At 70.8% G+C, this 23,095-nt stretch carries 15 protein-coding genes and 1 pseudogene; 7 read left to right on the forward strand and 9 right to left on the reverse strand.

What is annotated here, in order from left to right:
• Positions 1-104 precede the first annotated feature (104 nt).
• From gltB to Pth03_RS11910, 6 genes are all read left to right on the forward strand, one after another.
• Positions 105-4,667 (forward strand): glutamate synthase large subunit, encoded by a 4,563-nt coding sequence (gene gltB, locus Pth03_RS11885; RefSeq protein ID WP_203944232.1) that lies wholly within the window; start codon positions 105-107, stop codon positions 4,665-4,667.
• 12 nt (positions 4,668-4,679) lie between these two features.
• Positions 4,680-6,164: a glutamate synthase subunit beta gene (locus Pth03_RS11890; RefSeq protein ID WP_203944233.1), complete on the forward strand. Its 1,485-nt coding sequence runs from the start codon at positions 4,680-4,682 to the stop codon at positions 6,162-6,164.
• 371 nt (positions 6,165-6,535) lie between these two features.
• Complete coding sequence (locus Pth03_RS11895; RefSeq protein ID WP_203944234.1) at positions 6,536-8,071, forward strand: S8 family peptidase; 1,536 nt, start codon at positions 6,536-6,538, stop codon at positions 8,069-8,071.
• A 623-nt stretch (positions 8,072-8,694) separates the two neighbouring features.
• On the forward strand, positions 8,695-10,125 hold the full coding sequence (gene pyk / locus Pth03_RS11900; protein WP_203944235.1) for a pyruvate kinase: 1,431 nt from the start codon (positions 8,695-8,697) through the stop codon (positions 10,123-10,125).
• A 171-nt stretch (positions 10,126-10,296) separates the two neighbouring features.
• On the forward strand, positions 10,297-12,096 hold the full coding sequence (locus Pth03_RS11905; RefSeq protein ID WP_203944236.1) for an ABC transporter ATP-binding protein: 1,800 nt from the start codon (positions 10,297-10,299) through the stop codon (positions 12,094-12,096).
• Complete coding sequence (locus Pth03_RS11910) at positions 12,093-13,916, forward strand: ABC transporter ATP-binding protein (protein ID WP_203944237.1); 1,824 nt, start codon at positions 12,093-12,095, stop codon at positions 13,914-13,916. Before Pth03_RS11905 ends, Pth03_RS11910 begins: the two co-directional genes overlap by 4 nt.
• A gap of 1 nt (position 13,917) precedes the next feature.
• Here Pth03_RS11910 and Pth03_RS11915 read toward each other — a convergent pair whose 3' ends face one another.
• From Pth03_RS11915 to Pth03_RS11950, 8 genes and pseudogenes are all read right to left on the reverse strand, one after another.
• Positions 13,918-14,580 (reverse strand): acyl-CoA dehydrogenase family protein, encoded by a 663-nt coding sequence (locus tag Pth03_RS11915; RefSeq protein ID WP_203944238.1) that lies wholly within the window; start codon positions 14,578-14,580, stop codon positions 13,918-13,920.
• A gap of 147 nt (positions 14,581-14,727) precedes the next feature.
• Positions 14,728-14,892, reverse strand: a complete 165-nt coding sequence (locus Pth03_RS11920) for a hypothetical protein (RefSeq protein WP_203944239.1) — start codon at positions 14,890-14,892, stop codon at positions 14,728-14,730.
• 226 nt (positions 14,893-15,118) lie between these two features.
• Positions 15,119-16,087 (reverse strand): annotated as a pseudogene (locus Pth03_RS11925) (LLM class flavin-dependent oxidoreductase); the annotation flags it as partial.
• A gap of 67 nt (positions 16,088-16,154) precedes the next feature.
• Positions 16,155-17,417, reverse strand: coding sequence for an ABC transporter substrate-binding protein (locus tag Pth03_RS11930; protein ID WP_203944241.1), 1,263 nt, complete (start codon positions 17,415-17,417; stop codon positions 16,155-16,157).
• Entirely contained in the window at positions 17,378-18,466 is a 1,089-nt protein-coding gene (locus Pth03_RS11935) for a branched-chain amino acid ABC transporter permease (RefSeq protein WP_373318529.1), read from the reverse strand. Before Pth03_RS11935 ends, Pth03_RS11930 begins: the two co-directional genes overlap by 40 nt.
• Positions 18,459-19,349, reverse strand: a complete 891-nt coding sequence (locus Pth03_RS11940; RefSeq protein WP_203944242.1) for a branched-chain amino acid ABC transporter permease — start codon at positions 19,347-19,349, stop codon at positions 18,459-18,461. Before Pth03_RS11940 ends, Pth03_RS11935 begins: the two co-directional genes overlap by 8 nt.
• Complete coding sequence (locus Pth03_RS11945; protein ID WP_203944243.1) at positions 19,346-20,152, reverse strand: ABC transporter ATP-binding protein; 807 nt, start codon at positions 20,150-20,152, stop codon at positions 19,346-19,348. The genes Pth03_RS11940 and Pth03_RS11945 overlap by 4 nt, the downstream gene beginning before the upstream one ends.
• The gene (locus Pth03_RS11950) at positions 20,149-20,946 is read right to left on the reverse strand and encodes an ABC transporter ATP-binding protein (RefSeq protein WP_203944244.1); all 798 of its coding nucleotides are present in this window, start codon (positions 20,944-20,946) and stop codon (positions 20,149-20,151) included. The genes Pth03_RS11945 and Pth03_RS11950 overlap by 4 nt, the downstream gene beginning before the upstream one ends.
• Positions 20,947-21,131: 185 nt before the next feature.
• Here Pth03_RS11950 and Pth03_RS11955 point away from each other — a divergent pair, with 185 nt between their 5' ends.
• Entirely contained in the window at positions 21,132-22,298 is a 1,167-nt protein-coding gene (locus Pth03_RS11955) for a PucR family transcriptional regulator (RefSeq protein WP_203944245.1), read from the forward strand.
• Positions 22,299-22,326: 28 nt separating this feature from the next.
• Here the strand turns inward: Pth03_RS11955 and Pth03_RS11960 are convergent, their stop codons facing one another.
• A complete protein-coding gene (locus Pth03_RS11960) occupies positions 22,327-23,088 on the reverse strand; it encodes a helix-turn-helix domain-containing protein (protein WP_203944246.1) in 762 nt (253 codons plus the stop codon).
• Positions 23,089-23,095 lie beyond the last annotated feature (7 nt).

The raw sequence follows: 23,095 nt of genomic DNA on the forward strand, positions 1-23,095 counted from the left end.
GGGCACTATTCCGGCAGGGTGCGGTAATCTCTACGTACCATAATTGCAGCAGGGCCAACGTCGTCCCTCTGTTTCGAGCAGATGATGACGACGGGAGTGACTAGATGCCTGCTGCCCGCCTTGGCTCGCCCAGAGGCTTTCCGGAGCCCCAGGGCCTTTATGACCCCGCGAACGAGCACGACGCCTGCGGCGTCGCCATGGTGGCCGACGTCGCCGGCCGCAGGAGCTACGACATCGTCGCCAAGGCGCTCACGGCGCTGCGCAACCTCGACCACCGCGGGGCGAGCGGGAGCGAGCCCGACACCGGTGACGGAGCGGGCATCCTCACTCAGATTCCCGACGCGTTCTTCAAGGCGGTCGTCGGTTTCCCGCTTCCGCAGGAGGGCGCCTACGCCGCGGGCATGGCCTTCCTCCCGTTCGACGAGGAGGCCAGGAACATCGCGATCGGCCTCATCGAGGAGATCGCCGCAGAAGAGGGCATGACCGTGCTCGGCTGGCGCGACGTGCCCGTCGACAAGGGTCTTCCCGGCGCGAGCGCGCGTGCGGTGATGCCGGCCTTCCGGCAGCTGTTCGTCTCCTCACCCGGCGGGGAGACAGGCATCGACCTCGACCGGCTGGTCTTCGCCTTCCGCAAGCGCGCCGAGCACGAGGCCGACGTCTACTTCGCCTCGCTGTCGAGCCGGACCATCGTCTACAAGGGCATGCTGACCTCGCTGCAGGTCGAGCCGTTCTTCGCCGACCTGTCCGATGAGCGCTACGCCACCGCGATCGCGCTGGTGCACTCGCGTTTCTCCACCAACACGTTCCCCTCCTGGCCGCTGGCCCACCCGTACCGCTACATCGCCCACAACGGCGAGATCAACACGGTCAAGGGCAACAGGAACTGGATGCGCGCCCGCGAGGCCATGCTGGCCACCGGCCTGATCCCCGGCGATCTGGAGCGCCTGTTCCCGATCTGCGACCCGGACGGCTCCGACACCGCGTCCTTCGACGAGACGCTGGAGCTGCTCCACCTGGGCGGCCGGTCACTGCCGCACGCCGTGCTGATGATGATCCCCGAGGCGTGGGAGAACCACACCGAGATGGACCCGGCGCGGCGGGCCTTCTACGAGTTCCACTCGACCCTGATGGAGGCGTGGGACGGCCCCGCGTCGATCACGTTCTCCGACGGCACCCTGGTCGGGGCCGTGCTCGACCGCAACGGCCTGCGCCCCGGGCGGTTCTGGGTCACCGACGACGGGCTGGTCGTGCTCGCCTCCGAGGCCGGCGTGCTCGCCGACATCGCCCCGGAGAAGGTCGTCCGCAAGGGCCGCCTCCAGCCTGGCCGCATGTTCCTCATCGACACCGCCCGCGGCAAGATCATCGAAGATGACGAGATCAAGGCCGAGCTCGCCGCGGCCGAGCCGTACGGGGACTGGCTGCACGCGGGGCTGGTGCGCTTCGAGGAGCTGCCCGAGCGCGAGCACGAGCACCCCACGCACGAGGCGCTGGTGCGGCGGCAGCAGACCTTCGGGTACACCGAGGAGGAGCTGCGGATCATTCTGGCCCCCATGGCCAGGACGGCCGCCGAGCCGATCGGCTCGATGGGCACCGACACCCCCGTGGCCGTGCTCAGCGACCGGCCGCGGCTGCTGTTCGACTACTTCAGCCAGCTGTTCGCCCAGGTCACCAACCCGCCGCTCGACGCCATCCGCGAGGAGCTCGTCACCTCGCTGCAGTCGACCATCGGCCCGGAGGGCAACCTGCTCGACCCCGGCCCGGCCTCGTGCCGGCGGCTGGTCCTGCCGTACCCGGTGATCGACAACGACGAGCTGGCCAAGATCGTCCACATCAACGACGAGGGCGCGCTGCCCGGCTTCCAGCCGCACGTCGTGTCCGGCTTGTTCGACGTCGCCGGCGGCGGAGAGGCCCTCACCCGCAGGCTGGAGGAGATCCGCCAGGAGGTGTCCCAGGCGATCAGGGACGGCGCGAGGATCATCGTGCTGTCCGACCGGGGCTCCTCCCGTGACAAGGCGCCGATCCCGTCGCTGCTGCTCACCGGCGCGGTGCACCACCACCTCATCCGGGAGAAGACCCGCACCCGGGTCGGGCTCGTGCTCGAGACCGGCGAGGCCCGCGAGTGCCACCACATGGCCCTGCTCATCGGTTATGGCGCCAGCGCCATCAACCCCTACCTCGCGCTGGAGACCGCCGAGGACCTGTGCAGCGGTCTCAGAAGTCGGCATGAGATCGCCGGAGAGGCAGCCACCGGCTATCTCGACCTCGAGCCGCGCAAGGCCGTGCGCAACCTCATCAAGGCGTACGGCAAGGGCGTGCTGAAGGTCATGTCCAAGATGGGCGTGTCCACGGTCGCCTCCTACACCGGCGCGCAGATCTTCGAGGCGCTCGGGCTGGGCGCCGAGGTCATCGACCAGTGCTTCACCGGGACGACCTCGCGGCTCGGCGGCGTCGGCTTCGACGTGCTCGCCCGCGAGGCCCTGGGGCGGCACGCCCACGCCTACCCGCGCGCCGAGAACGCCCACCGCAGGCTGGAGGTCGGCGGCGAGTACCAGTGGCGGCGCGAGGGCGAGCCGCACCTGTTCAACCCGACGACGGTCTTCAAGCTGCAGCACTCCACCCGGACCCGGCAGTACGGCATCTTCAAGGAGTACACCTCGCTCGTCGACGGGCAGGCCGAGCAGCTCATGACCCTGCGGGGCCTGTTCAAGCTGCGCCCGGGCACGCCCGTCCCGATCGAGGAGGTCGAGCCGGTCGAGTCGATCGTCAAGCGGTTCTCCACCGGGGCGATGTCGTACGGCTCCATCTCGATGGAGGCGCACGAGACCCTCGCCATCGCCATGAACCGGCTCGGCGCCAAGTCGAACACCGGTGAAGGCGGCGAGGACCCCGAGCGGCTGCACGACCCGGAACGGCGGTCGGCGATCAAGCAGGTGGCCTCCGGCCGCTTCGGCGTGACCAGCGAGTACCTCGTCAACGCCGACGACCTGCAGATCAAGATGGCCCAGGGCGCCAAGCCCGGTGAAGGCGGCCAGCTGCCCGGCCACAAGGTCTACCCGTGGATCGCCAAGACCCGGCACTCCACGCCCGGCGTCGGCCTCATCTCGCCGCCGCCGCACCACGACATCTACTCGATCGAGGACCTGGCCCAGCTCATCCACGACCTGAAGAACTCCAACCCGCGTGCCCGCGTCCACGTGAAGCTGGTCGCGGAGGTCGGGGTCGGGACCGTGGCCGCGGGCGTCAGCAAGGCCCACGCCGACGTCGTGCTGATCTCCGGCCACGACGGCGGCACCGGCGCCTCGCCGCTCACCTCGCTCAAGCACGCCGGCGCGCCCTGGGAGCTCGGCCTGGCCGAGACCCAGCAGACGCTGCTGCTCAACGGGCTGCGCGACCGCATCGTCGTCCAGGCCGACGGCCAGCTGAAGACTGGCAGGGACGTCGTCATCGCCGCCCTCCTCGGCGCCGAGGAGTTCGGCTTCGCCACCGCGCCGCTGGTCGTCTCCGGCTGCGTCATGATGCGCGTCTGCCACCTCGACACCTGCCCGGTCGGCGTTGCCACGCAGAACCCCGAGCTGCGCAAGCGCTTCACCGGCAAGCCCGAGTTCGTGGTCAACTTCTTCGAGTTCATCGCCCAGGAGGTGCGCGAGTACCTCGCCGAGCTCGGCTTCCGCTCCATCGAGGAGGCCGTCGGCCACGCCGAGATGCTCGACACCACCCGGGCCGTCGACCACTGGAAGGCCGCCGGGCTCGACCTGTCGCCGATCCTCCACCAGCCGGACCTGCCCGCGGGCACCCCGCTGCACAGGGTCGTCGAGCAGGACCACGGCCTCGACAAGGCCCTGGACAACACCCTCATCCAGCTCGCCGAGGGCGCGCTGGAGCTCGGCGACAGGGTGACGCTCGACCTGCCCATCCGCAACGTCAACCGTACGGTCGGGACCATGCTCGGCCACGAGGTGACCAGGCGGTACGGCGGGGCGGGCCTGCCCGACAACACGATCGACGTGTCGTTCACCGGGTCGGCGGGCAACTCGTTCGGCGCGTTCGTGCCCCGCGGCATCACGCTGCGGCTGACCGGCGACGCCAACGACTACCTGGGCAAGGGCCTGTCCGGCGGCCGCCTGGTCGTCCGGCCTCACTCCGACTCCCCGTTCGCGGCCGAGACGCAGGTCATCTCCGGCAACGTCGGCCTGTACGGCGCGACCTCCGGTGAGGTGTTCGTCAGGGGCGTCGTCGGCGAGCGGTTCTGCGTGCGCAACTCCGGTGCCACGGCGGTGGTCGAGGGCGTCGGCGACCACGGCTGCGAGTACATGACCGGCGGCCGGGCCGTCGTGCTCGGCCCTACCGGGCGCAACTTCGCGGCCGGCATGTCGGGCGGCATCGCCTACCTGCTCGACATCAGGCCCGAGCGGATCAACCGCGAGATGGTCGAGGTCGAGCCGCTGGCGGACGCCGACGCCGAATTCCTGAGGGAGATCGTCGAAAAGCACTTCGCCGAGACGGGCTCCACCGTCGCCAAGAACCTGCTGGCCGACTGGGAGGCCGCTCTGGGCAGGTTCGGCAAGGTCATGCCGTCGGACTACAAGCGGGTCCTGCGCGCGCGGGCCGCCGCCGAGGCCGAGGGCCGGGACATCGACGAGGCCGTCATGGCCGCCGCGCACGGATAAGGGGCACACGAGATGGCCGACCCGAAGGGTTTCTTGAAGCACGGGCGTGAGCTGCCGGCGCGCCGTCCCGTCGACGTGCGCATCCGCGACTGGCGGGAGGTCTACGAGGACTTCCCCCGCCCGGCGGTGGCGCAGCAGGCGGCCCGCTGCATGGACTGCGGCATCCCGTTCTGCCACAACGGCTGCCCGCTGGGGAACCTCATCCCCGAATGGAACGACCTGGTGTTCAGGGACGACTGGCGCGAAGCGATCGAACGCCTGCACGCCACCAACAACTTCCCGGAGTTCACCGGGCGGTTGTGCCCCGCCCCGTGTGAGGCGGCGTGCGTGCTCGGCATCAACTCCGACCCCGTCGCGATCAAGCGCGTCGAGGTGGAGATCATCGATCGGGCGTTCGCCGAGGGCTGGGTCACCCCCCAGCCGCCGTCGGAGAGGACGGGCCGCCGCGTCGCCGTCGTCGGCTCAGGCCCCGCGGGCCTGGCCGCCGCCCAGCAGCTCACCCGGGCGGGACACGACGTGACCGTGTTCGAGCGCGCCGACCGCATCGGCGGGCTGCTCCGCTACGGCATCCCCGAGTTCAAGATGGAAAAGCGGCACATCGACCGCCGCGTCGAGCAGATGGAGGCCGAGGGCACCCGGTTCCGCACCTCGGTGAACGTGGGCGTGGACGTCACCGTCGCCGAGCTCAGGGCGGAGTTCGACGCGATCGTGCTCGCCGGGGGCGCCACCGCGTGGCGCGACCTGCCGATGCCGGGCCGCGACCTGGGCGGGGTGCTCCAGGCGATGGAGTATCTCCCGCATGCCAACCGGGTGCAGCAGGGCGACATCGCGGAGTCTCCGCACTCGGCGGAGGGCAAGCACGTCGTCGTGATCGGCGGCGGCGACACCGGCGCCGACTGCATCGGCACGGCGATCCGCCAGGGCGCCGCGTCGGTCACCCAGCTGGAGATCATGCCGAGGCCGCCGGAGAGCCGGCCGGGCACCCAGCCGTGGCCGACCTACCCGATGTTGTTCAAGATGGAAAGCGCCCACGAGGAACTGGAGGCCGGCGCAGGCGACCGCGTTTACGCCGTCTCCACGCAGGAGTTCGTGGGCGACGCCGAGGGCAACATCACCGCGCTGCGCGTGGTCGACGTCGAGGGGCCGGCGACGGGCTTCACTCCGATCCCCGGCACCGAGCGGGAGATCCCCGCCGGGCTGGTCACGCTCGCCATGGGCTTCGTCGGGCCGGAGAAGGGCGGGCTGCTGGGCGACCTGGCCGAGCTCGCCGGCGACCCCGCCTCGTTCTTCGACGCCCGCGGCAACGTCGCCAGGGGCAGGTCGTACGAGACGGCGGTGGACGGCGTGTTCGCCGCCGGCGACATGGGCCGGGGGCAGTCGCTGATCGTGTGGGCCATCGCGGAGGGGCGCTCGGCCGCCGCCGCGGTCGACCGCTATCTGAGCGGCGTGACCGCGTTGCCCGTCGCGATCCCGCCGACCGCACGTCCTCTGGTCTGAAAGGGTGTGGGTCTGAGTTGTGAGTTTCCGGGTCCGGCTTGGCGGCGTGTCCGCGGAGCCGGGCCCGCGGGTCTGGTTTGATGGTGTCCCTCGTGCATGATCGCGTTTCGCCTGCCGGGGACGGGTGCGGCGAATCCGCGCGTGGTCACTTGACGGACGGGGGAGTCCGCGGGGACACGCCGGGTCGGGGGCGATAGCCGTACAAAACGGGAAGTATCACTGCATATGGCTGGATGGCGTTGTTTCCGGCCGCCTGCTGGGGTGCGGAGCCCGATGGAGGAGGATCGTTGAACAAGCGGGGGCGTGTCGCGAGGGCACTTCTTTCGATCGCACTGGTGGGTTTCGCCGGTGCCGCAACGGCCGGCGTCTCGATGCCGGACGTTAAATCCGGCGACTATCTGGTCTTCTACGCCGACGGCGCCAAAGCCGCCGCGACCACCGCCGTCACCGCCGCAGGGGGCACGGTGAGGTCACAGGACGACCGGCTGGGATATCTCCTGGTGCATGCGGCCTCGCCGGAACGGCTGGCCACCGACCCCGCCATCGTGGGCGTCACCCCCGACCTGCCGATCGGCTCCGTCGCCGACGTGCCCGTGAACGCGCCGCCGCGCGAGGCCGGGCACGCCAAGGAGGCGGCGGGAGACCCGCTGTCCGGCCGCCAGTGGGACATGAAGATGATGGGCGCCACGCCCACCGGGTCGTACGCAAAGGCGCGCGGCAGCCACCAGGTGCTGGTGGGCATCATCGACACCGGCGTCGACGGCAACCACCCCGACATCGCGCCCAACTTCAACCGGGAGCTGAGCCGCAACTTCGTCACCGACCAGCCGACCGACCCCAACGGCAAGAAGCTGGACGGCCCCTGCGAGGCGGCGGGATGCAAGGACCCCGCCGACGTGGACGACGACGGGCACGGCACCCACGTGGCCAGCACGATCGGGTCGCCGCTGAACGGCATCGGCGTCGCGGGCGTCGCGCCCGACGTGTCGCTGGTCAACCTGCGCGCCGGTACCGACTCCGGCTACTTCTTTCTCAAGCCCACGATGGACGCCCTGGCCTACGCCGCCGACGTGGGCGTCGACGTGGTCAACATGAGTTTCTACGTCGACCCGTGGACGTACAACTGCGCCGCCAACCCGCAGGACTCCCGGGCCGACCAGCTCGCCCAGCGCGGCATCCTCGTCGGCATGCGCCGGGCGGTCGACTACGCGCACGCGCGCGGCGTCACGATGATCACCGCGATCGGCAACAGCGGCACCGACCTTGGCAAGCCCGGCAAGGACACGGCCAGCCCCGACTACCCGCTCGGCGCGGAGAAGGAGCGCACGGTCGACAACACCTGCCTCAACGTGCCCGCCGAACTGCCCAACGTCATCTCCGTCTCGGCTGTGGGCCCCAGCGGGAGGAAGGCCGTCTACTCCGACTACGGGACCGAGCAGACCGACATCGCGGCGCCCGGCGGCGACGTCTTCGACAGCGGCACCGCCCTTCAGGGAGAGAGCAGGGAGATCCTCGCCGCGGCGCCGGCGAAGGTCCTGCAGGCCGGCGGCCTGATCGACGCGAGCGGCAACCCCGTCAGCGGGTCGGTCGTGCGCGACTGCACAGGCGGGACCTGTTCGTACTACCAGTACCTCGAGGGCACCTCGATGGCCGCGCCCCACGTCACCGGGGTCGCCGCGATCATCATCAGCAGGTTCGGCACGCCAGGCAGGGGCGGTCTCCAGATGGATCCCGCCCGGGTGGAGAAGCTCCTGTACGCGTCTGCGGTGCAGACGTCGTGCCCGTCGCCGCGCGTCTTCAAGTACGGCAAGAACGACGTGCAGGTGTGCGACGGAACCAAGGCCAAGAACGGGTTCTTCGGGCACGGCATCGCCAACGCCGCCCAAGCCGCCACCCTGCCCTCCTGACCCCTGAGCCCCCAGGCGACAGGGGTTCGGGAGGGGCTCTGGGGCTTGGACCAGCAGGTTTGGGCGTGATCATGCAGAAGTTCGGAGAAACACGCCCCGACCTGCACCGACCCTCGCCGTGATCATGCAGAAGCTCCGAGAAACACGCCCTGACCTGCTCTGGCACTGGCCGTGATCATGCAGAAGTTCGAGATCATGCGTTGTGGCCTGGCCAAACGCGAGTCGTGATCATGCAGAAGTTCGTGAATCGGCGCGCCGGCCTGCGGTCGCCTCCATCGTGATCATGCATGGGCTTGTGCATGATCACGATAGGCGTTCGCTCTGGTGGCAGCCGCATTCTCCGAACTTCTGCATGATCACGAAATGCGTGACCGCAGGTGGGCGGGCATGATCTCGAACTTCTGCATGATCACGGGAAATTTGGGAGGGGGGGTGGGGAGAGCGGGGGGGTGAAGGGGGATTCGGTAGGCTGAACTGCGCGATCGGCCGCGCGCACCGGCGCTGACATGGCACTCTGCCTGTTGTGCCAGGACACATCGTGGCCGCGTGAAGTCTCTGAACATTTGGCGACAGCTCTGTGCGTCGTGGCTATCAAGTGGTCTGTACCAATTAGGGTGGGGTATGTGAGTCGTCGAGCAAAGATCGTCTGTACACTTGGCCCCGCCACCTCATCGCCTGAGCGGCTACGCGAGCTCATCGCCGCCGGCATGAACGTGGCCCGTTTCAACCTCTCCCACGGCAGCCACGAGCTGCACAAAGAGGTGTTCGACCGGGTCAGGGCCGCCGCCGACGAGCTGGGCCAGGCCGTGGGCGTACTCGCTGACCTGCAGGGTCCCAAGATCCGCGTCGGCCGGTTCGCCGCAGGCCCCGTACGGCTCGGCTTCGGTGACGTGTTCACCGTCACCACCGAGGATGTCCCGGGTGACAGGGACATCGTCTCCACCACCTACGCGGGCCTCCCCGGCGACGTCAAGCCGGGCGACACGATCCTCGTGGACGACGGCCGCCTCCACCTCGAGGTGACCGCGGTCGAGGGTCCCCGCGTCGTCACGCGGGTGGTCATCGGCGGCATGATCTCCGACAACAAGGGGCTCAACCTGCCGGGCGTCGCCGTCAGCGCACCGACGCTGACCGAGAAGGACGAGGCCGACCTGCGCTGGGCGCTCCGCACCGGCTTCGACATGATCGCGCTGTCGTTCGTGCGCGCCCCCGAGGACGCCGCCGTGGTCCGCGAGATCATGGATGAGGAGGGCGTGCACCTCCCGCTCCTCGCCAAGATCGAGAAGCCGCAGGCCGTCGAGAAGCTGGAAGAGATCGTCGACGCGTTCGACGGCATCATGGTCGCCCGCGGCGACCTGGGCGTGGAGCTCCCGCTGGAGCAGGTGCCGATCGTCCAGCGCCGCACCATCGAGCTGTGCCGCGAGAAGGCCCACCCGGTCATCGTGGCCACCCAGATGCTCGACTCGATGATGAGCGCACCGCGACCCACGCGCGCCGAGACCTCCGACGTCGCCTACGCGGTCATGGACGGCGCCGACGCGGTCATGCTCTCCGGCGAGACCTCGGTCGGCACCTACCCGATCGAGGCGGTCGCCACGATGGCCCGCATCGCCACGGCGGCCGAGGGCACCACGCTGCACGCCACCCACCACCTGGACCGTCTGCCGGAGACCACCGGCGGCGCCATCGCGCGTGCCGCGGCCGAGGTGGGCGCGATCGTCGGCGCCAAGGCGCTGGTCGCCTTCACGATGTCAGGCGAGACCGCGCGCCGCCTGGCGCGCTACCGCTCGCCGATCCCGCTGCTGGCCTTCACCTCCAATCCGCAGGTGCGCGGCCAGCTGGCCCTGACCTGGGGCGTCGAGACCTTCGAGGTGCCGTTCGTCCACCACACCGACGACATGGTCCGCCAGGTCGAGGCGTCGCTGCTGTCCCTCGGCCGGTGCGAGAAGGGCGACAAGATCGTCATCGTCGCCGGCTCGCCGCCCGGAAGCCCCGGGTCCACGAACGCGCTGCGCGTCCACACGATCGGCTCCGCGGTCTCCAACACCCGCTGATCCTGCCTGATCCGCGATACGGCCACCACCCGCTCGGGTGGTGGCCGTATCGCGTGGAGCCCCCGGCGGCCGTGGTAAATCGGTTGATCGCGTCAATCCGCTGGCCGAGCATGGCAGGTGCGACTCGTCCGCCCCTGTTCCCCGTGCCGGTGAGGAGTGCTGCGCCCGACCATGCCTTCAGATGACGATCCAGCGCTCTCACAAGACGATCCAGAACACGCGCGGCAGGTCTCGTGGCACGCGTTGTGGCGGCTGAAGTCCTACCTCAGCCCCTACCGGCGCGTCCTCGCCGTCTCGTGGGTGGCGGCCGCGCTCGGCATCGCCGCCGGCACCGCCGTACCCCTGGTGGGCAAGCAGATCATCGACGGGCCGGTCACCCACGGCGACCGGGGGGCGCTGCTCCCGCTCGGCCTGCTCGCCCTCGGCCTCGGCGTCGCCGAGGCGGTCCTCATCTTCGTCCGCAGGTGGTCGCAGGCGAGCCCGGTCATCGGCCTGGAGACCGCGATTCGCGACGACCTCTACCGCCACCTGCAACGACTGCCGATGAGCTTCCACGGCGAGTGGCAGTCGGGCCAGCTGCTGTCGCGGGCCACGACCGACCTGTCGACGATCCGGCGCTTCCTCGGATTCGGCGCGCTGTTCCTGGTGATGAACATCGTCCAGCTCGTCGCCGTCACCATCGTGCTGCTGCGGATGTACTGGCCGCTCGGGTTGCTCGTCGCCGTGTCCGCGGTGCCGATCGTGATCGTGTCGATCCGGTTCGAGAAGCGCTACATCGTCATCTCCCGGCAGGTCCAGGACCAGCAGGGAGACCTCGCCACCTTCGTCGAGGAGGCGGCGGTGGGCATCCGCACGATCAAGGCGTTCGGCCGCGGCGGGCACCTCTACGACGGGTTCGACGTGACCGCCCGCCGCATCCACCGCACCTCGCTCGCCAAGGTACGGCTGGCCTCACGCTTCTTCACCTTCCTCGAGGTGGTGCCGAACGTCACCCTCGCCCTGGTCGTGCTGGTGGGCGCGCTCGCGGTGGCCGGCGGATCGCTCACGCTCGGCACACTGGTGGCGTTCACCACCCTGGTGCTCCAGCTCGTGTGGCCGGTGGCCTCCCTCGGCTACATCCTCGCGATGGGCCAGGAGGCCATGACGGCGGCCGACCGGGTCACCGAGGTTCTCGACACCGTCCCCGAGATCACCGGCGGCACCCGCGTCATCAGTGCGCCGCGTGGCCACCTGCGGTTCGAAGGCGTCGAGTTCCGCCACCCCGGCGCCGACCGCCCGGTGCTGCGCGATGTCTGGCTCGACGTACGGCCGGGGGAGACCGTCGCCGTCGTCGGCGCGACCGGGTCGGGCAAGACCACACTGACCGCCCTCGTGCCGCGTCTGCTCGACGTCACCGGAGGCCGCGTCACCATCGACGGCCACGACGTGCGCGACCTGACGCTGCCCGCCCTGCGCTCGGTGGTGGCGACCGCGTTCGAGGAGGCGACGCTGTTCTCGATGAGCGTGCGCGAGAACGTGACGCTGGGCCGCCACGACGCCACCGACGACGAGGTGCGCGAGGCGCTGGAGATCGCCCAGGCCGCGTTCGCCTACGACCTGCCGTGGGGGCTCGACACCCGGATCGGGGAGCAAGGGATGTCGTTGTCCGGAGGCCAGCGGCAACGCCTCGCGCTCGCCCGCGCCGTCCTCGGCAGACCCCGGGTGCTCGTGCTCGACGACACCCTCTCGGCCCTCGACGTCGAGACCGAGGCACTGGTCGAGGAGGCCCTGCGCCGCATCCTGGCCGACGCGACCGGTCTCGTCGTCGCCCACCGGGCCTCCACCGTGCTGCTCGCCGACCGGGTGGCGCTGCTGCGCGAGGGCACCATCGCCCACGTCGGGCGGCACCACGAGCTGCTGGCCACCGTGCCCGAATACCGCGCCCTGCTCGCCCAGGACGCGGACCTCGACCCGGAGGAGGCGGTGCTGTGAGCGACACGAGCGGCACCTGGCGCGGCGTCGCCGCCGAGGACAATGACCACATCCCCGAGGCGGTCAGCCTCCTGCTGCGCACCCGCTCGCGCCGCCTGCTCGGCGATCTGCTGCGCCCGCACCGGGCGGCGATCGGCCTGCTGACCGGCGTCATCGTCGTGTCGAGCTCCGCCGGGCTGGCCCTGCCGTACCTGGTGAAGACCGGCATCGACGACGGCATCGTCCCCATGGCGGACGGGCAGGGGCCGGGCACCCTCCTGGCGATCGTCGCGGCGATCGTGGGCGCGGCCCTGCTCCAGGCCCTGACCCGGCAGGCGTTCCTCCAGCTGTCCGGCAGGATCGGGCAGGACATCCTGCTGGAGCTGCGCCGGCGCGTCTTCCGGCACTTCCAGAAGTTGTCGCTGTCGTTCCACGAGGGCTACACCTCGGGCCGGGTCATCGCACGGCTCACCTCCGACGTCGAGGCCATCGACGAGCTGCTCGACTCGGGCTTCGACGGGCTCGTCACCGCCGTGCTCACCCTCGTCGGCACCGCGGGCATGCTGCTCGTCCTCGACGTGCACCTCGGCCTGGTGGCCCTCGTGCCGATCCCGGTGCTGTTGCTGTTCACCCGCTGGTTCCGCCGCGAGTCCAGCGCCGCCTACCGCCGCACCCGCGAGACGGTCGCGCTGGTCATCGTGCACTTCGTGGAGTCGATGACGGGGATGCGCGCGGTGCAGGCCTTCCGCAGGGAGCCGCGCAACCAGGAGATCTTCGAAAGGCTCAACGCCGACTACCGCGACGCCAACACCCGCGGCGCGCATCTCGTGGCCGTCTTCATGCCCGGCATCAAGCTCATCGGGAACGTCACCGTGGGCCTGGTGCTGCTGTACGGCGGATGGCTCGCCCTGCAAGGCACGGTCACGGTCGGCGTGCTGGCCGCGTTCCTGCTCTACCTGCGCCAGTTCTACGAACCGATGCAGGAGATCAGCCAGTTCTACAACACGCTCCAGTCGGCGGGGGCCGCCCTGGAGAAACTGTCGGGCGTGCTGGAGGAGGCGCCCGGCGTGCCCGAGCCTGCCCGCCCGCGGCAACCGGACCGCGTCAGAGGGGCGCTGCGGTTCGACGCCGTCGAGTTCGCCTACAAGGAGGGCCTGCCGGTGCTGGCCCGGACGAACCTCGACGTCCCCGCGGGCCAGACCCTGGCCGTCGTCGGCCCCACCGGCGCGGGCAAGACCACGCTGGCCAAGCTGATCTCACGGTTCTACGACCCCATAGCCGGCCGGGTACTGCTCGACGGCGTCGACCTGCGCGACCTCGACGAGGACACCCTGCGCCGCCACGTCGTCATGGTCACCCAGGAGAACTTCCTGTTCTCCGGCACGGTCGCCGACAACATCAGGTTCGGACGGCCGGACGCACCGGAGGAGGCGGTCGAGGAGGCCGCGCGGGCGATCGGCGCCCACGACTTCATCGCGGCGATGCCCGACGGATACCGCACACAGGTCGGCAAGCGGGGCGGCCGCATGTCGGCCGGGCAGCGCCAGCTCGTCGCCTTCGCCCGGGCGTTCCTCGCCGACCCCGCCGTGCTGATCCTGGACGAGGCGACCTCCAGCCTCGACGTGCCCAGCGAGCGCATGGTGCAGCGGGCCCTGCGCACGATCCTCGCCGACCGGACCGCTCTGATCATCGCCCATCGGCTGTCGACGGTGGAGATCGCCGACCGGGTCCTCGTCGTCGAGAGCGGCAGGATCGTCGAGGACGGCCCGCCCGACCGGCTGGTCGCGGACGCCGGCCGCTTCGCCCGGCTGCACCGCGCCTGGATCGACAGCGTCGCCTAGCTCAGAACAGGCCGTTGACCGGGGGCGGTGTGCCGTCGAGGTGGTAGGCGCCGACGACACCGGCCTTCCAGGAGCGCGGGTTGTGGTTGGCGACGGTCCGGGCGTTGCGCCAGTGCCTGTCGAGGTTGTGCGACCGCAGCGTCGCCGAGCCCCCGCCGACGTCGAAGACCAGCTCTGCGGACCTGAGGGCGGCCTCGGTTGCGAAGAACTGCGCCTGGGCGACCTCCACCGAGGCGGCGGTCAGCAGGTCGCCGGGCAACCCGGCCTCCCAGGCCCGGTCGATCGCGGCGGCCGCACGCAGGACAGCGGACTCCGCGGCGTAGGCCCGGGAGGCGATCTCACCCACCGCGTGCCGGACATAGGGGTCGTCCACGGACCGGCGCGCGTCGCTGTGCTCGATCGGCCGGGCCCGCTCGCGCGCGAAGGCGACCGCGTCGGCGAGGGCGTTCCTGGCGATGCCCGCCTCGACGGCGGCGAGGTACAGCTGCAGGAACGGGGTCACCGGGGAACGCCCGCCGCCCGGGCCGCGCCGGCTGATCTCGCCGGGATGAACGGTGACGTCGTCGAGCCTCGTGGTGCCGCTGGCGGTCAGCCGCTGGCCGACGGCGTCGAAGTCGTCGACGAGCTGCAGGCCCTCCCGGTCCCGCGGCACGGTGAAGAACACCTTCTCACCGTCGTCGTCGAGGGCGACGGTGCCGATCCAGTCGGCGTACAGCGCGCCGGTGCTGTAGAACTTGCTGCCGGTGACCTTGAATTGGTCGCCGTGCGCGGTGATCCGCGCCTGGACCGCTCCGTTGGCGCCGCCGATCTCCTAGCCCGCGTTGCCGAAGACGTCGCCCGCGACGAACCGGGGGAACCAGGTGCGCCGCTCGTCATCCGGCCCCGCGAGCAGGCCCTCCACCCGTCCGAAGGCGGGGCGAACCGCCTGCGCGATGTTCGAGTCAGCCGCGGCCAGGTCGACGATGAAGCGGAACACCTCCTGTACCGACGACCCGGCCCCGCCGTACTGGCGGGGGACGCGGAAGGTGAACAGGCGTGCCTGGGCATCCGCCGGATCTCCGCCTCCGGCAACTGACGCAGCCGCTCCCGGTCGGCGGCGCCTTCGGCCAGTTCGGGCAGGATCCGGGCGGCGTGCCCGTACAGCTCCTCGGTGCTCGTCTCGGACGCGGGAGCGTCCTGTTTCTGCGTGCTCATCGGGCCGGTCAGCTCGACGACGCCGAGGCGAACGGGACGGCCGCCGGTCCGGCCGGGTTCCGGGCGGCGTCCGGGTGGGTCCAGAGCCCGCGCTCGCGCAGGATGGGCAGCACGCCTTCGCCGAACCAGTACGCCTCCTCGACGTGCGGATGGCCGGACAGGACGAACTCGGTGATGCCGAGGCGGTGGTACTCCTCGATGCGGTCGGCCACCTCGGTGTGACTGCCCACCAGCGCCGTCCCCGCGCCTCCGCGGACGAGGCCGACGCCGGCCCACAGGTTCGGGTAGATCTCCAGCGCGTCGCGGCGGCCGCCGTGCAGGGCCAGCATGCGCTTTTGCCCCTCGGACTCGCTGCGGTGCAGCCCCGCCTGGATCTTCTCCACGGCGGCGGGGTCGATGCCGTCGAGCAGACGCTGCGCCTGGGCCCACGCCTGCTCGCCGGTGTCGCGGCTGATCACGTGCAGCCGGATCCCCTGCCGCAGCGTACGGCCCTCGGCCTGTGCCAGTCCCGACACCCAGGCGATCTTCTGGGCTACCGCCGCGGGCGGCTCTCCCCAGGTGAGATACGCGTCGACGTGGCGCGCCGCGACCGGGCCGGCCGCGGCGGAGGAGCCGCCGAAGTAGATGTCGGGCACCGGATCGGGCAGCTGGTTGAGGTGGGCACCCTCGACCCGGAGGTGCTCGCCCGCGAAGTCGACGGTCTCGCCGCGCCACAGGGCCCGGACGATGTGCAGGAACTCGTCCGTCCTGGCGTACCGGGAGTCCTTGTCGAGGAAGTCGCCGTACGCCCGCTGTTCGTAGCTTTCCCCGCCGGTGACCACGTTGAGCAGCAGGCGGCCGCGCGAGTGCCGCTGGAAGGTGGCGGCCATCTGCGCGGCCAGGGTGGGGGTGACCAGGCCAGGCCGGAACGCGACCAGGAACTTCAGCCGCTCGGTGGTCTCGACGAGCATGGCGGTGGTCAGCCAGGCGTCGAGGCAATGCTTGATATTGCGATCCTGCTTCCGTACGGCTCGCTCCCGGAGCGAGCCGTACGGAACCTGCGGGTCAGCCGACAGGGACGGGGTAGTCCCGGGCGAGGTCGGACACCGCCGCCTCCTTGAAGATCACCGAACCGCCGACCGCCGCCTTGTCGGGCTTGAGGATGTAGGAGGCCCGCGACGACGGCTTGTCGAAGAACGTGAAGTCCATCGGGGTGCCGAAACCGCCCTCGAAGGCGGCCTGCGAGCGGTGCGCGGCCAGGATTCCCTCATGGCTGAGGTCCTTGGCCGTACAGGCCTTCTTGATCGCCTCGTCGACGATCATGGCGGCGCTGTACCCGGTGGGGACGGCGTTGTCGAGCGTCTGCCCGAGATACTTCGCCTGGTAGTCGGCGACCAGCTTCTGCATGGCCGGCATGGGCGCGCTGACCGGGGCTCCGGCCGTCATGACGTAGAAGTCCTTCAGCAGCGCGGGCGCCGCGGGCGTGTCGAGCAGCTGCGGCGCGTAGGCGGAGTTGCTGCCGACGAACGGCACGTCCATGCCGCCCGCCAGCGCGACGCCGACGAGCGAGGCCGCCTGCCTCGGCCCGACGGAGACGAGCACCGCCTTCACGCCCGCCGCCTTGAACGCCGCCACCTGCGCACTCATGTCCTGGTCTGTGGCCTTGATCTTCTGTTCGACGATCTCCAGGCCGAGCTTGCCCGCGGCGTACTTGGAGCCGTTGAGCGAGCTCTCGCCGTAGTCGCCCTCGAAGTAGAGGTGCCCGACCTTGTCGCCTGCCTTGATGCCCTTCTCCTTCACCAGGAAGTCGACCCCGTTGATCATGTCGACGTCGTACGTCGTGCCGGTCACCTGGATGGCCCGGCTGCCCAGCAGCGACGTCGCCCACGCCATCGGGATCGTCAGCATCTTGTCGCCGTCGATGCGCTGCTTGAGCGCCGTCACCATCGGCGAGCCGATGAACTGCGGGATCGCCGCCGACTTCGGCCCGATCTCCGTGTACGCGGCGACGGCCTTCTGGGTGTCGTAGCCGTGGTCGCGCACCACCACCTCGTATTTGCGGCCGCACGCGCCGCCCGCGGCGTTCGCCTGCTCGAAGTACAGCTGCTGCGCCTGGGTCAGGCTCTTGCCGAGCGAGGCGTACGGCCCGGTCAGGTCGGTCAGCACACCCACGGTGATCGTCGTCGCGGAGACGCCGGGGCCCGTCTTCACCCCGTCGCCCCCCGCCGTCGGCGATCCGCCCACGGCCTTGCCGCTGGCGCAGGCGGCCGCCGCCAAGGCCAGCACGGCTAACGTCGCGACGCCGGCTCGGGCGCCGAATTTGCCCATCTCAGCTCCTTGATTCGAGGGATTGCGCGGCGAAGCCGCGAGGCGAGCCCGAGCAGACCCCCGGGCAGGAACAGCACCACCGTCACGACGGCGGCGCCGTACAGGATTCGCGCGGCCTCCGCGGGAGACACCCCGCCGGAGCCGGGCGCCGCCACCAGCGGAAGGGCGTCGCCGTACCGCGTCAGCAGCTGGGGGAGCAGGGACACGAACGCCGCCCCGATCACCGCTCCCGCGACCGAACCCAGACCCCCGATCACGATCATCGCGAGATAGTCGAGCGACAGCAGGATGCCGAAGTAGTCCGGCACCACCCGCTGGAAGACCAGGGCGACCAGCACCCCGGCCAGCCCGCCGTACATGGACGACACCACGAACACGCCCGCCCGGTAGCGCGCCACCGGCACGCCCATGACGCCCGCCGCGATCTCGTGGTCCCTGATGGCGTTCATGGCCAGGCCGGGACGGCCGCGCAGCACGCCCCGCGCGAACAGCGCCGCGCAGCCCAGCACCACGAGCCCGAGGAACCACAGCCGCTCAAGCGAGCCGAACGGCACGTCGAACACCACGACCTCGGGGGAGTCGGCGAACACGAAGCCGAACAGCTCCATCGGCGGCACCGCCCGGCCGTTGTAGCCTCCGGTCACCGTCTCGGCGTTGAACAGCACGTGCTGGCCGCCGAAGATCAGCGCCAAGGTCGCGATGCCGAGATAGGCGCCCTTGAGCCGGCCCGCGATCGGGCTGAACAGGCCGCCCGCCACCCCGGACGCCGCCACCGCCAGCACGGCCGCCAGGGGAGTGGGCAACCCCACGTCGGACGACAGGTACACGTAGGCGTAGGCGCCCACGGCCAGGAAGAACGCATGGCCGAGCGACAACTGGCCCGTCGCCCCCGTCAGCAGGTTGATCCCGATCGCGCCGACCGCCGCCGACATTGCGAACAACCCCGTCTGCAGCCAGAAGCCTTCCAGATAGAACGGCGCCGCGACCGCCCCTGCCGTGACCGCCCCCCACACCGCCGCCGATGCGATCCACCTCGTCCTCCTAGACACGTGCGGGCTCCTTCGTGCCGAACAGCCCCGCGGGCCGGAACAGCAGGATCGCGATCATCACGAGGTACGGCGCGGCGTCACCGATGCCCCGCCCGAGGAAGGCCAGCTGGCCCTGGTAGCCGCTCATCATCGTCTCGGTGACCCCGACGATCAGGCCGCCGGCCAGGGCACCCGTCGTCGAGTCGAGCCCGCCGAGTATCGCCGCGGGAAACGCCTTCATCGCCGCCGCCGCCGTGCTCCGGTCCAGCCCCGGCGTGGGGAACACGCACAGGAACAGGGCCGCGACCGCGGCGAGCCCGCCCGCCACCGCCCACGCGCTGAGCGACACCCGGCCGAGCCGCACACCCATCAGCGCGGCTGTCTCGGCGTCCTCGGCGGTGGCCCGCATCGCCACCCCCCACCCGGTGAACTTGAACGCCAGCAGGAAGGCGACGATCAGCGCGGCCGCCACGCCCAGGGCGACCAGCCGGGTCTCCGCGATCGTCACCGGGCCCAGACGCACCACCTGGTCCCTCCACGGGTCGCCCATCGCGAGCACGTCGGTGCCGATCTGCCTGGTCAGCTCGGTCGTCAGCAGGATGTCGACGCCGATCGTCACGATCGCCAGCACGCCGTGCGAACCCACCCGCCCCCGCCGGATGACGAGGAACTCCACCAGCGCGCCCACGACCGCCGCCCCCGCCACTCCGGCGGACACCGCCGCCCAGAACCCCACGACCGGATGCAGCCGCGCGATCAGGTAGCCGCCCGCCAGCAGCAACGATGCGTGGGTGAAGTTCACCACCTCGGTCGCCTTGAAGATGACGACGAACCCGAGCGCGATCAGCGCGTAGACCGCCCCCACAGAGACGCCGTTGACCAGCAGCTCCACGAACGTCGTCATGACGCCCCCTCCCGGGATTCGCCGAGGTAGGCGCGGATCACCTCGGGATCGCGCTGGACCTCCTCCGGGGGGCCGCCCGCGATCCGCCTGCCGAAGTCCAGCACCGTCACCGTGTCGGCGATCCGCATCACCATCCCCATGTCGTGCTCCACCAGGAGGATCGAGATGCCGAGGCTCTCCCTGACCGACACGATCAGCTCGGCCATTTCCCGGCGCTCCTCGCCGTTCATGCCGGCCACCGGCTCGTCGAGCAGCAGCAGGCGCGGCTCCATGCACAACGCCCGCGCCAGCTCCACCCTCTTCTGCGTCCCGTACGGCAACAGCCCCACCGGGGTCGCGAGCACGTCGGCGACGCCGACGAACTCGGCGATCTGCGCCACACGGGCGCCGTGCCGTACGGACTCGCGCCGGGCGGACGGCAGGCGCAGCCCGGCCGAGACGAACCCGCTGCGGGTCAGCCGGTGGCGGCCGAGCATGAGGTTGTCCCTGACCGGGAGCCGGGCGGAAAGGGCGATGTTCTGGAACGTGCGCGCCACCCCGAGCGCGGCCACCTCGTGCGGGCGTGCCGCCGTCAGCTCCGCTCCCGCGAACCGCACGCTTCCGGACGCCGCCCGGTACACCCCGGACACCACGTTGAAGCACGTCGACTTGCCCGCGCCGTTCGGCCCGATCAGCGCGTGCGTGCTCCCCGGCGCGACAGCGAAGCTCACCGCGTCGAGCGCGACCAGGCCGGCGAAGCGGACGGTGACGTCTTCCACGACCAGCTCCGGGACGACTCCGGCATGCGCCGGCGGGGGCGTCATGCGGTCCACCTCGGCAAGGTGCGGCCCGAGCCGATACCAACCGGTCGGTCTGTCTCGGGCGTGCCGACACCCAGATAACGCCGCCGCACCTCGTCGCTGGCCGCCAACTCCGCCGCCGGCCCCGACAACGCGACCTCGCCCACCTCCAGCACGTACGCGTGGGACGCCAGCGCCAGAGCCGTCGCCGCGTTCTGCTCCACCAGCAGCACCGAGGTGCCCTGCGCGTTGATCTCCCCGATGGTCGCCGCGATGCGGGCCGCCATCATCGGCGCCAGACCCAGCGTCGGCTCGTCGAGCAGCAGCATCGACGGGCACCCCATCAGCGCCCGCCCGATGGACAACATCTGCTGCTCGCCGCCCGACAGAAGGCCGGCCCTCTGGTGCGCCCGCTCCGCCAGCACGGGAAACAGTGTGAGGACCCGCTCGCGCGCCCCGGCGGCCGCCGCCCGGTCGCGCACGCCGAGAGCCCCCGCCCGCAGATTCTCCGCCACCGTCATGCGGCCGAAGACGCGGCGGCCCTCCGGCACCTGGATCACCCCCCGCGCGACCACGGCCGCCGGAGAAGCCGGCAGGGGCGAACCGCCGAAGAAGACCGAACCGGACGCCACGCCGCCCCGATGGAAGCGGAGCGTGCCCGACACCGCGCGCAGCAACGTCGTCTTCCCCGCGCCGTTCGCGCCGAGCACCGCCACCACCGCGCCGCGCGGCACCGTCAGGCCGACCTCCCTCAACGCGCGCACAGGGCCGTACCGCACCGACAGATCCCTGATCTCCAGGCCCGCCTCACCAGCCATCAACCCCTCCTGTGACTCGATGAAGGCACACACAACCCACCGCGTCGAGCCGCGTCCAGATCTCCCCGGCAAGTCGGGACCGCAGCCCATGCCGCCCGTGTGCGCCTTGTGCACGTGCACAAGGCACGGTCACGAAAAGAAAACCGAACCTTGTTCCAGAGCCCACTTGCTGGCACATTCGGGACATGAGGTCCAAGGCGGACGCCGAAATCCGGGAACTGCTGCGAACCTCCGCCGCGCGCCTGCTCGAACGCATCCCCGGCCTCACCGACGAACTCGTCAGACGCGGCAGGGAGAGCGACGAGGCCTACCGGATCAACATCCCCCTCGACGACCACTGGCAGAGCACCCACGAGGGCCTGCGCGTCGGCATCACCGCGATCCTCCAGCCCGCGCACGAGCGCCGCGACGTCGCCTACGCCCAGACCGTGGGCCGCAGGAGAGCCGAACACGGGTTGCCGCTCGACTCACTCATGCGCAGCTACCGCCTGGCCGCGCAGGTGACGTGGAACGGCTTCATCGACATCGTCGGTGACCACAGCCCCCACAAACTGCCCGCCCTGCTGCGCTGCGCCACCCACGTCTGGCACGCCATCGACCGCCAGGCCGTCGCGGCCGCCGACGCCTACCGCCGCCGGGAGAACGAGCTGCTCGGCCGCAGCAACGAACGGATCCACGCCATGCTGGACGCCCTGCTCGAAGGACGCGCGGACGCCGCCGCAGGCGAAGTCGCCGCCGCCCTGGACCTCCCGGAACACGGGCGCTATGCGGTCGTCACAACACGGCTGCCCGAACGCGCCCACCGCCCCGAGATCATCGGCGGCATGGTGTTCCTCTGGCGCATGCGCACCGACCACGAGATGGCCGTCGTCTCCATGGGCGACAGAAGCCTCGACGACCTCGTCGAGGCCATCGGGCCCATCGTGTGCGGGACCGCCGGAGTCAGCCCCGTCGTCGAGGGCCTGGCCGAACTCGGCACCGCCCGGAAACTGGCCGAACTCGCCATGCGGACCTGTTCCGGCGGCAAACCCGAGATCGCCAGGCTCGACCGGCGCCTGCCCGCCGCGCTCGTGGTCTGCCAGCCCGAACTCGCCCGCCACCTCGCCGCCCGCGTGCTCGGCCCGGTCCTGTCCTCGCCCGAGCGCGGCGTGCTGCTCGCCACCCTGGAGGCGTGGCTGCGCTGCGAGGGCTCGGCCGTACGGGTGGCCGGCGAGCTCTACTGCCACCGCAACACCGTGTTCAACCGGGTGCGCAGGATCGAGCAGATGACCGGCCGCTCGCCCTCGCGTCCCCTCGACGCGGTGGAGTTGTCGCTGGCCCTCGACGCCGTACGGCTGCTGCCGGACCCGTGACCGGGTGGGGGAGGGGCCGGCGTGGAGGTCAGTATTTGGGGCCGACGAACCCGTCCAGCCGCAGGACCGCCTCCCTCCGGGCCACGGAGATCTCGTTGGGGTTGTTGTGCCGCCAGTCCACCCCGAGCCGGTCGAGTGCCTCGCCGTACAGCCGAAGGATGTCCGCGGACTCGTTCTTGAAGAGGTACCGGGGGTACTCGTACCACTTGTCCTGACCGGAGACGGTCCGGCGGACCCGGTTCATCCCGCGGTAGCCGTCGGAGTGGATCAGCCCGCGGGCGAAGGGGCCCGCGTGGACCTCCACGATCTCCCGCTGCCAGTGGTCGAGCACGATGGCGCGGTCGTGTTTCTTGCCCGGCCCATGCTGCGGGAACAGGCAGGTCCAGTGGGTGGACAGGCTCTTGACCTCGGTGCAGCCATTGCGCCGGCGTCTGCTGACGAGCGATCCAGGCATCACCGTGGCGAGCGCGCCGGCCGCCGCCTCGATGATCCCGGGCCAGGAGTCGTCACAGAAGATGGACAGGCGGTACACGCCCTTGGGGCAGGCGACGATGTGGCCGTCACCGAGGTAGAGCCCCAGGAGATAGGCGTACGCCTCCTCGTCGAGTGGCCGTCCGTGACACCGTGGGCAGTCGCGGAAGCGGCGGCCGTCGGGTGCGGCCCTGCGCGCGCCGGTCCTCCATTTCTGCACCGCTCCCAGGGAGACGCCGCAGAGCCGGGCGACCTGCCGATCGTTGTGACCGAGCTTCGAGAGGCGGAGTGCCCGCTCGACGGTCTCTTTCGGATGCATGGAGTGA

The organism is Planotetraspora thailandica (genome assembly GCF_016863335.1).
Lineage (GTDB): Bacteria > Actinomycetota > Actinomycetes > Streptosporangiales > Streptosporangiaceae > Planotetraspora > Planotetraspora thailandica.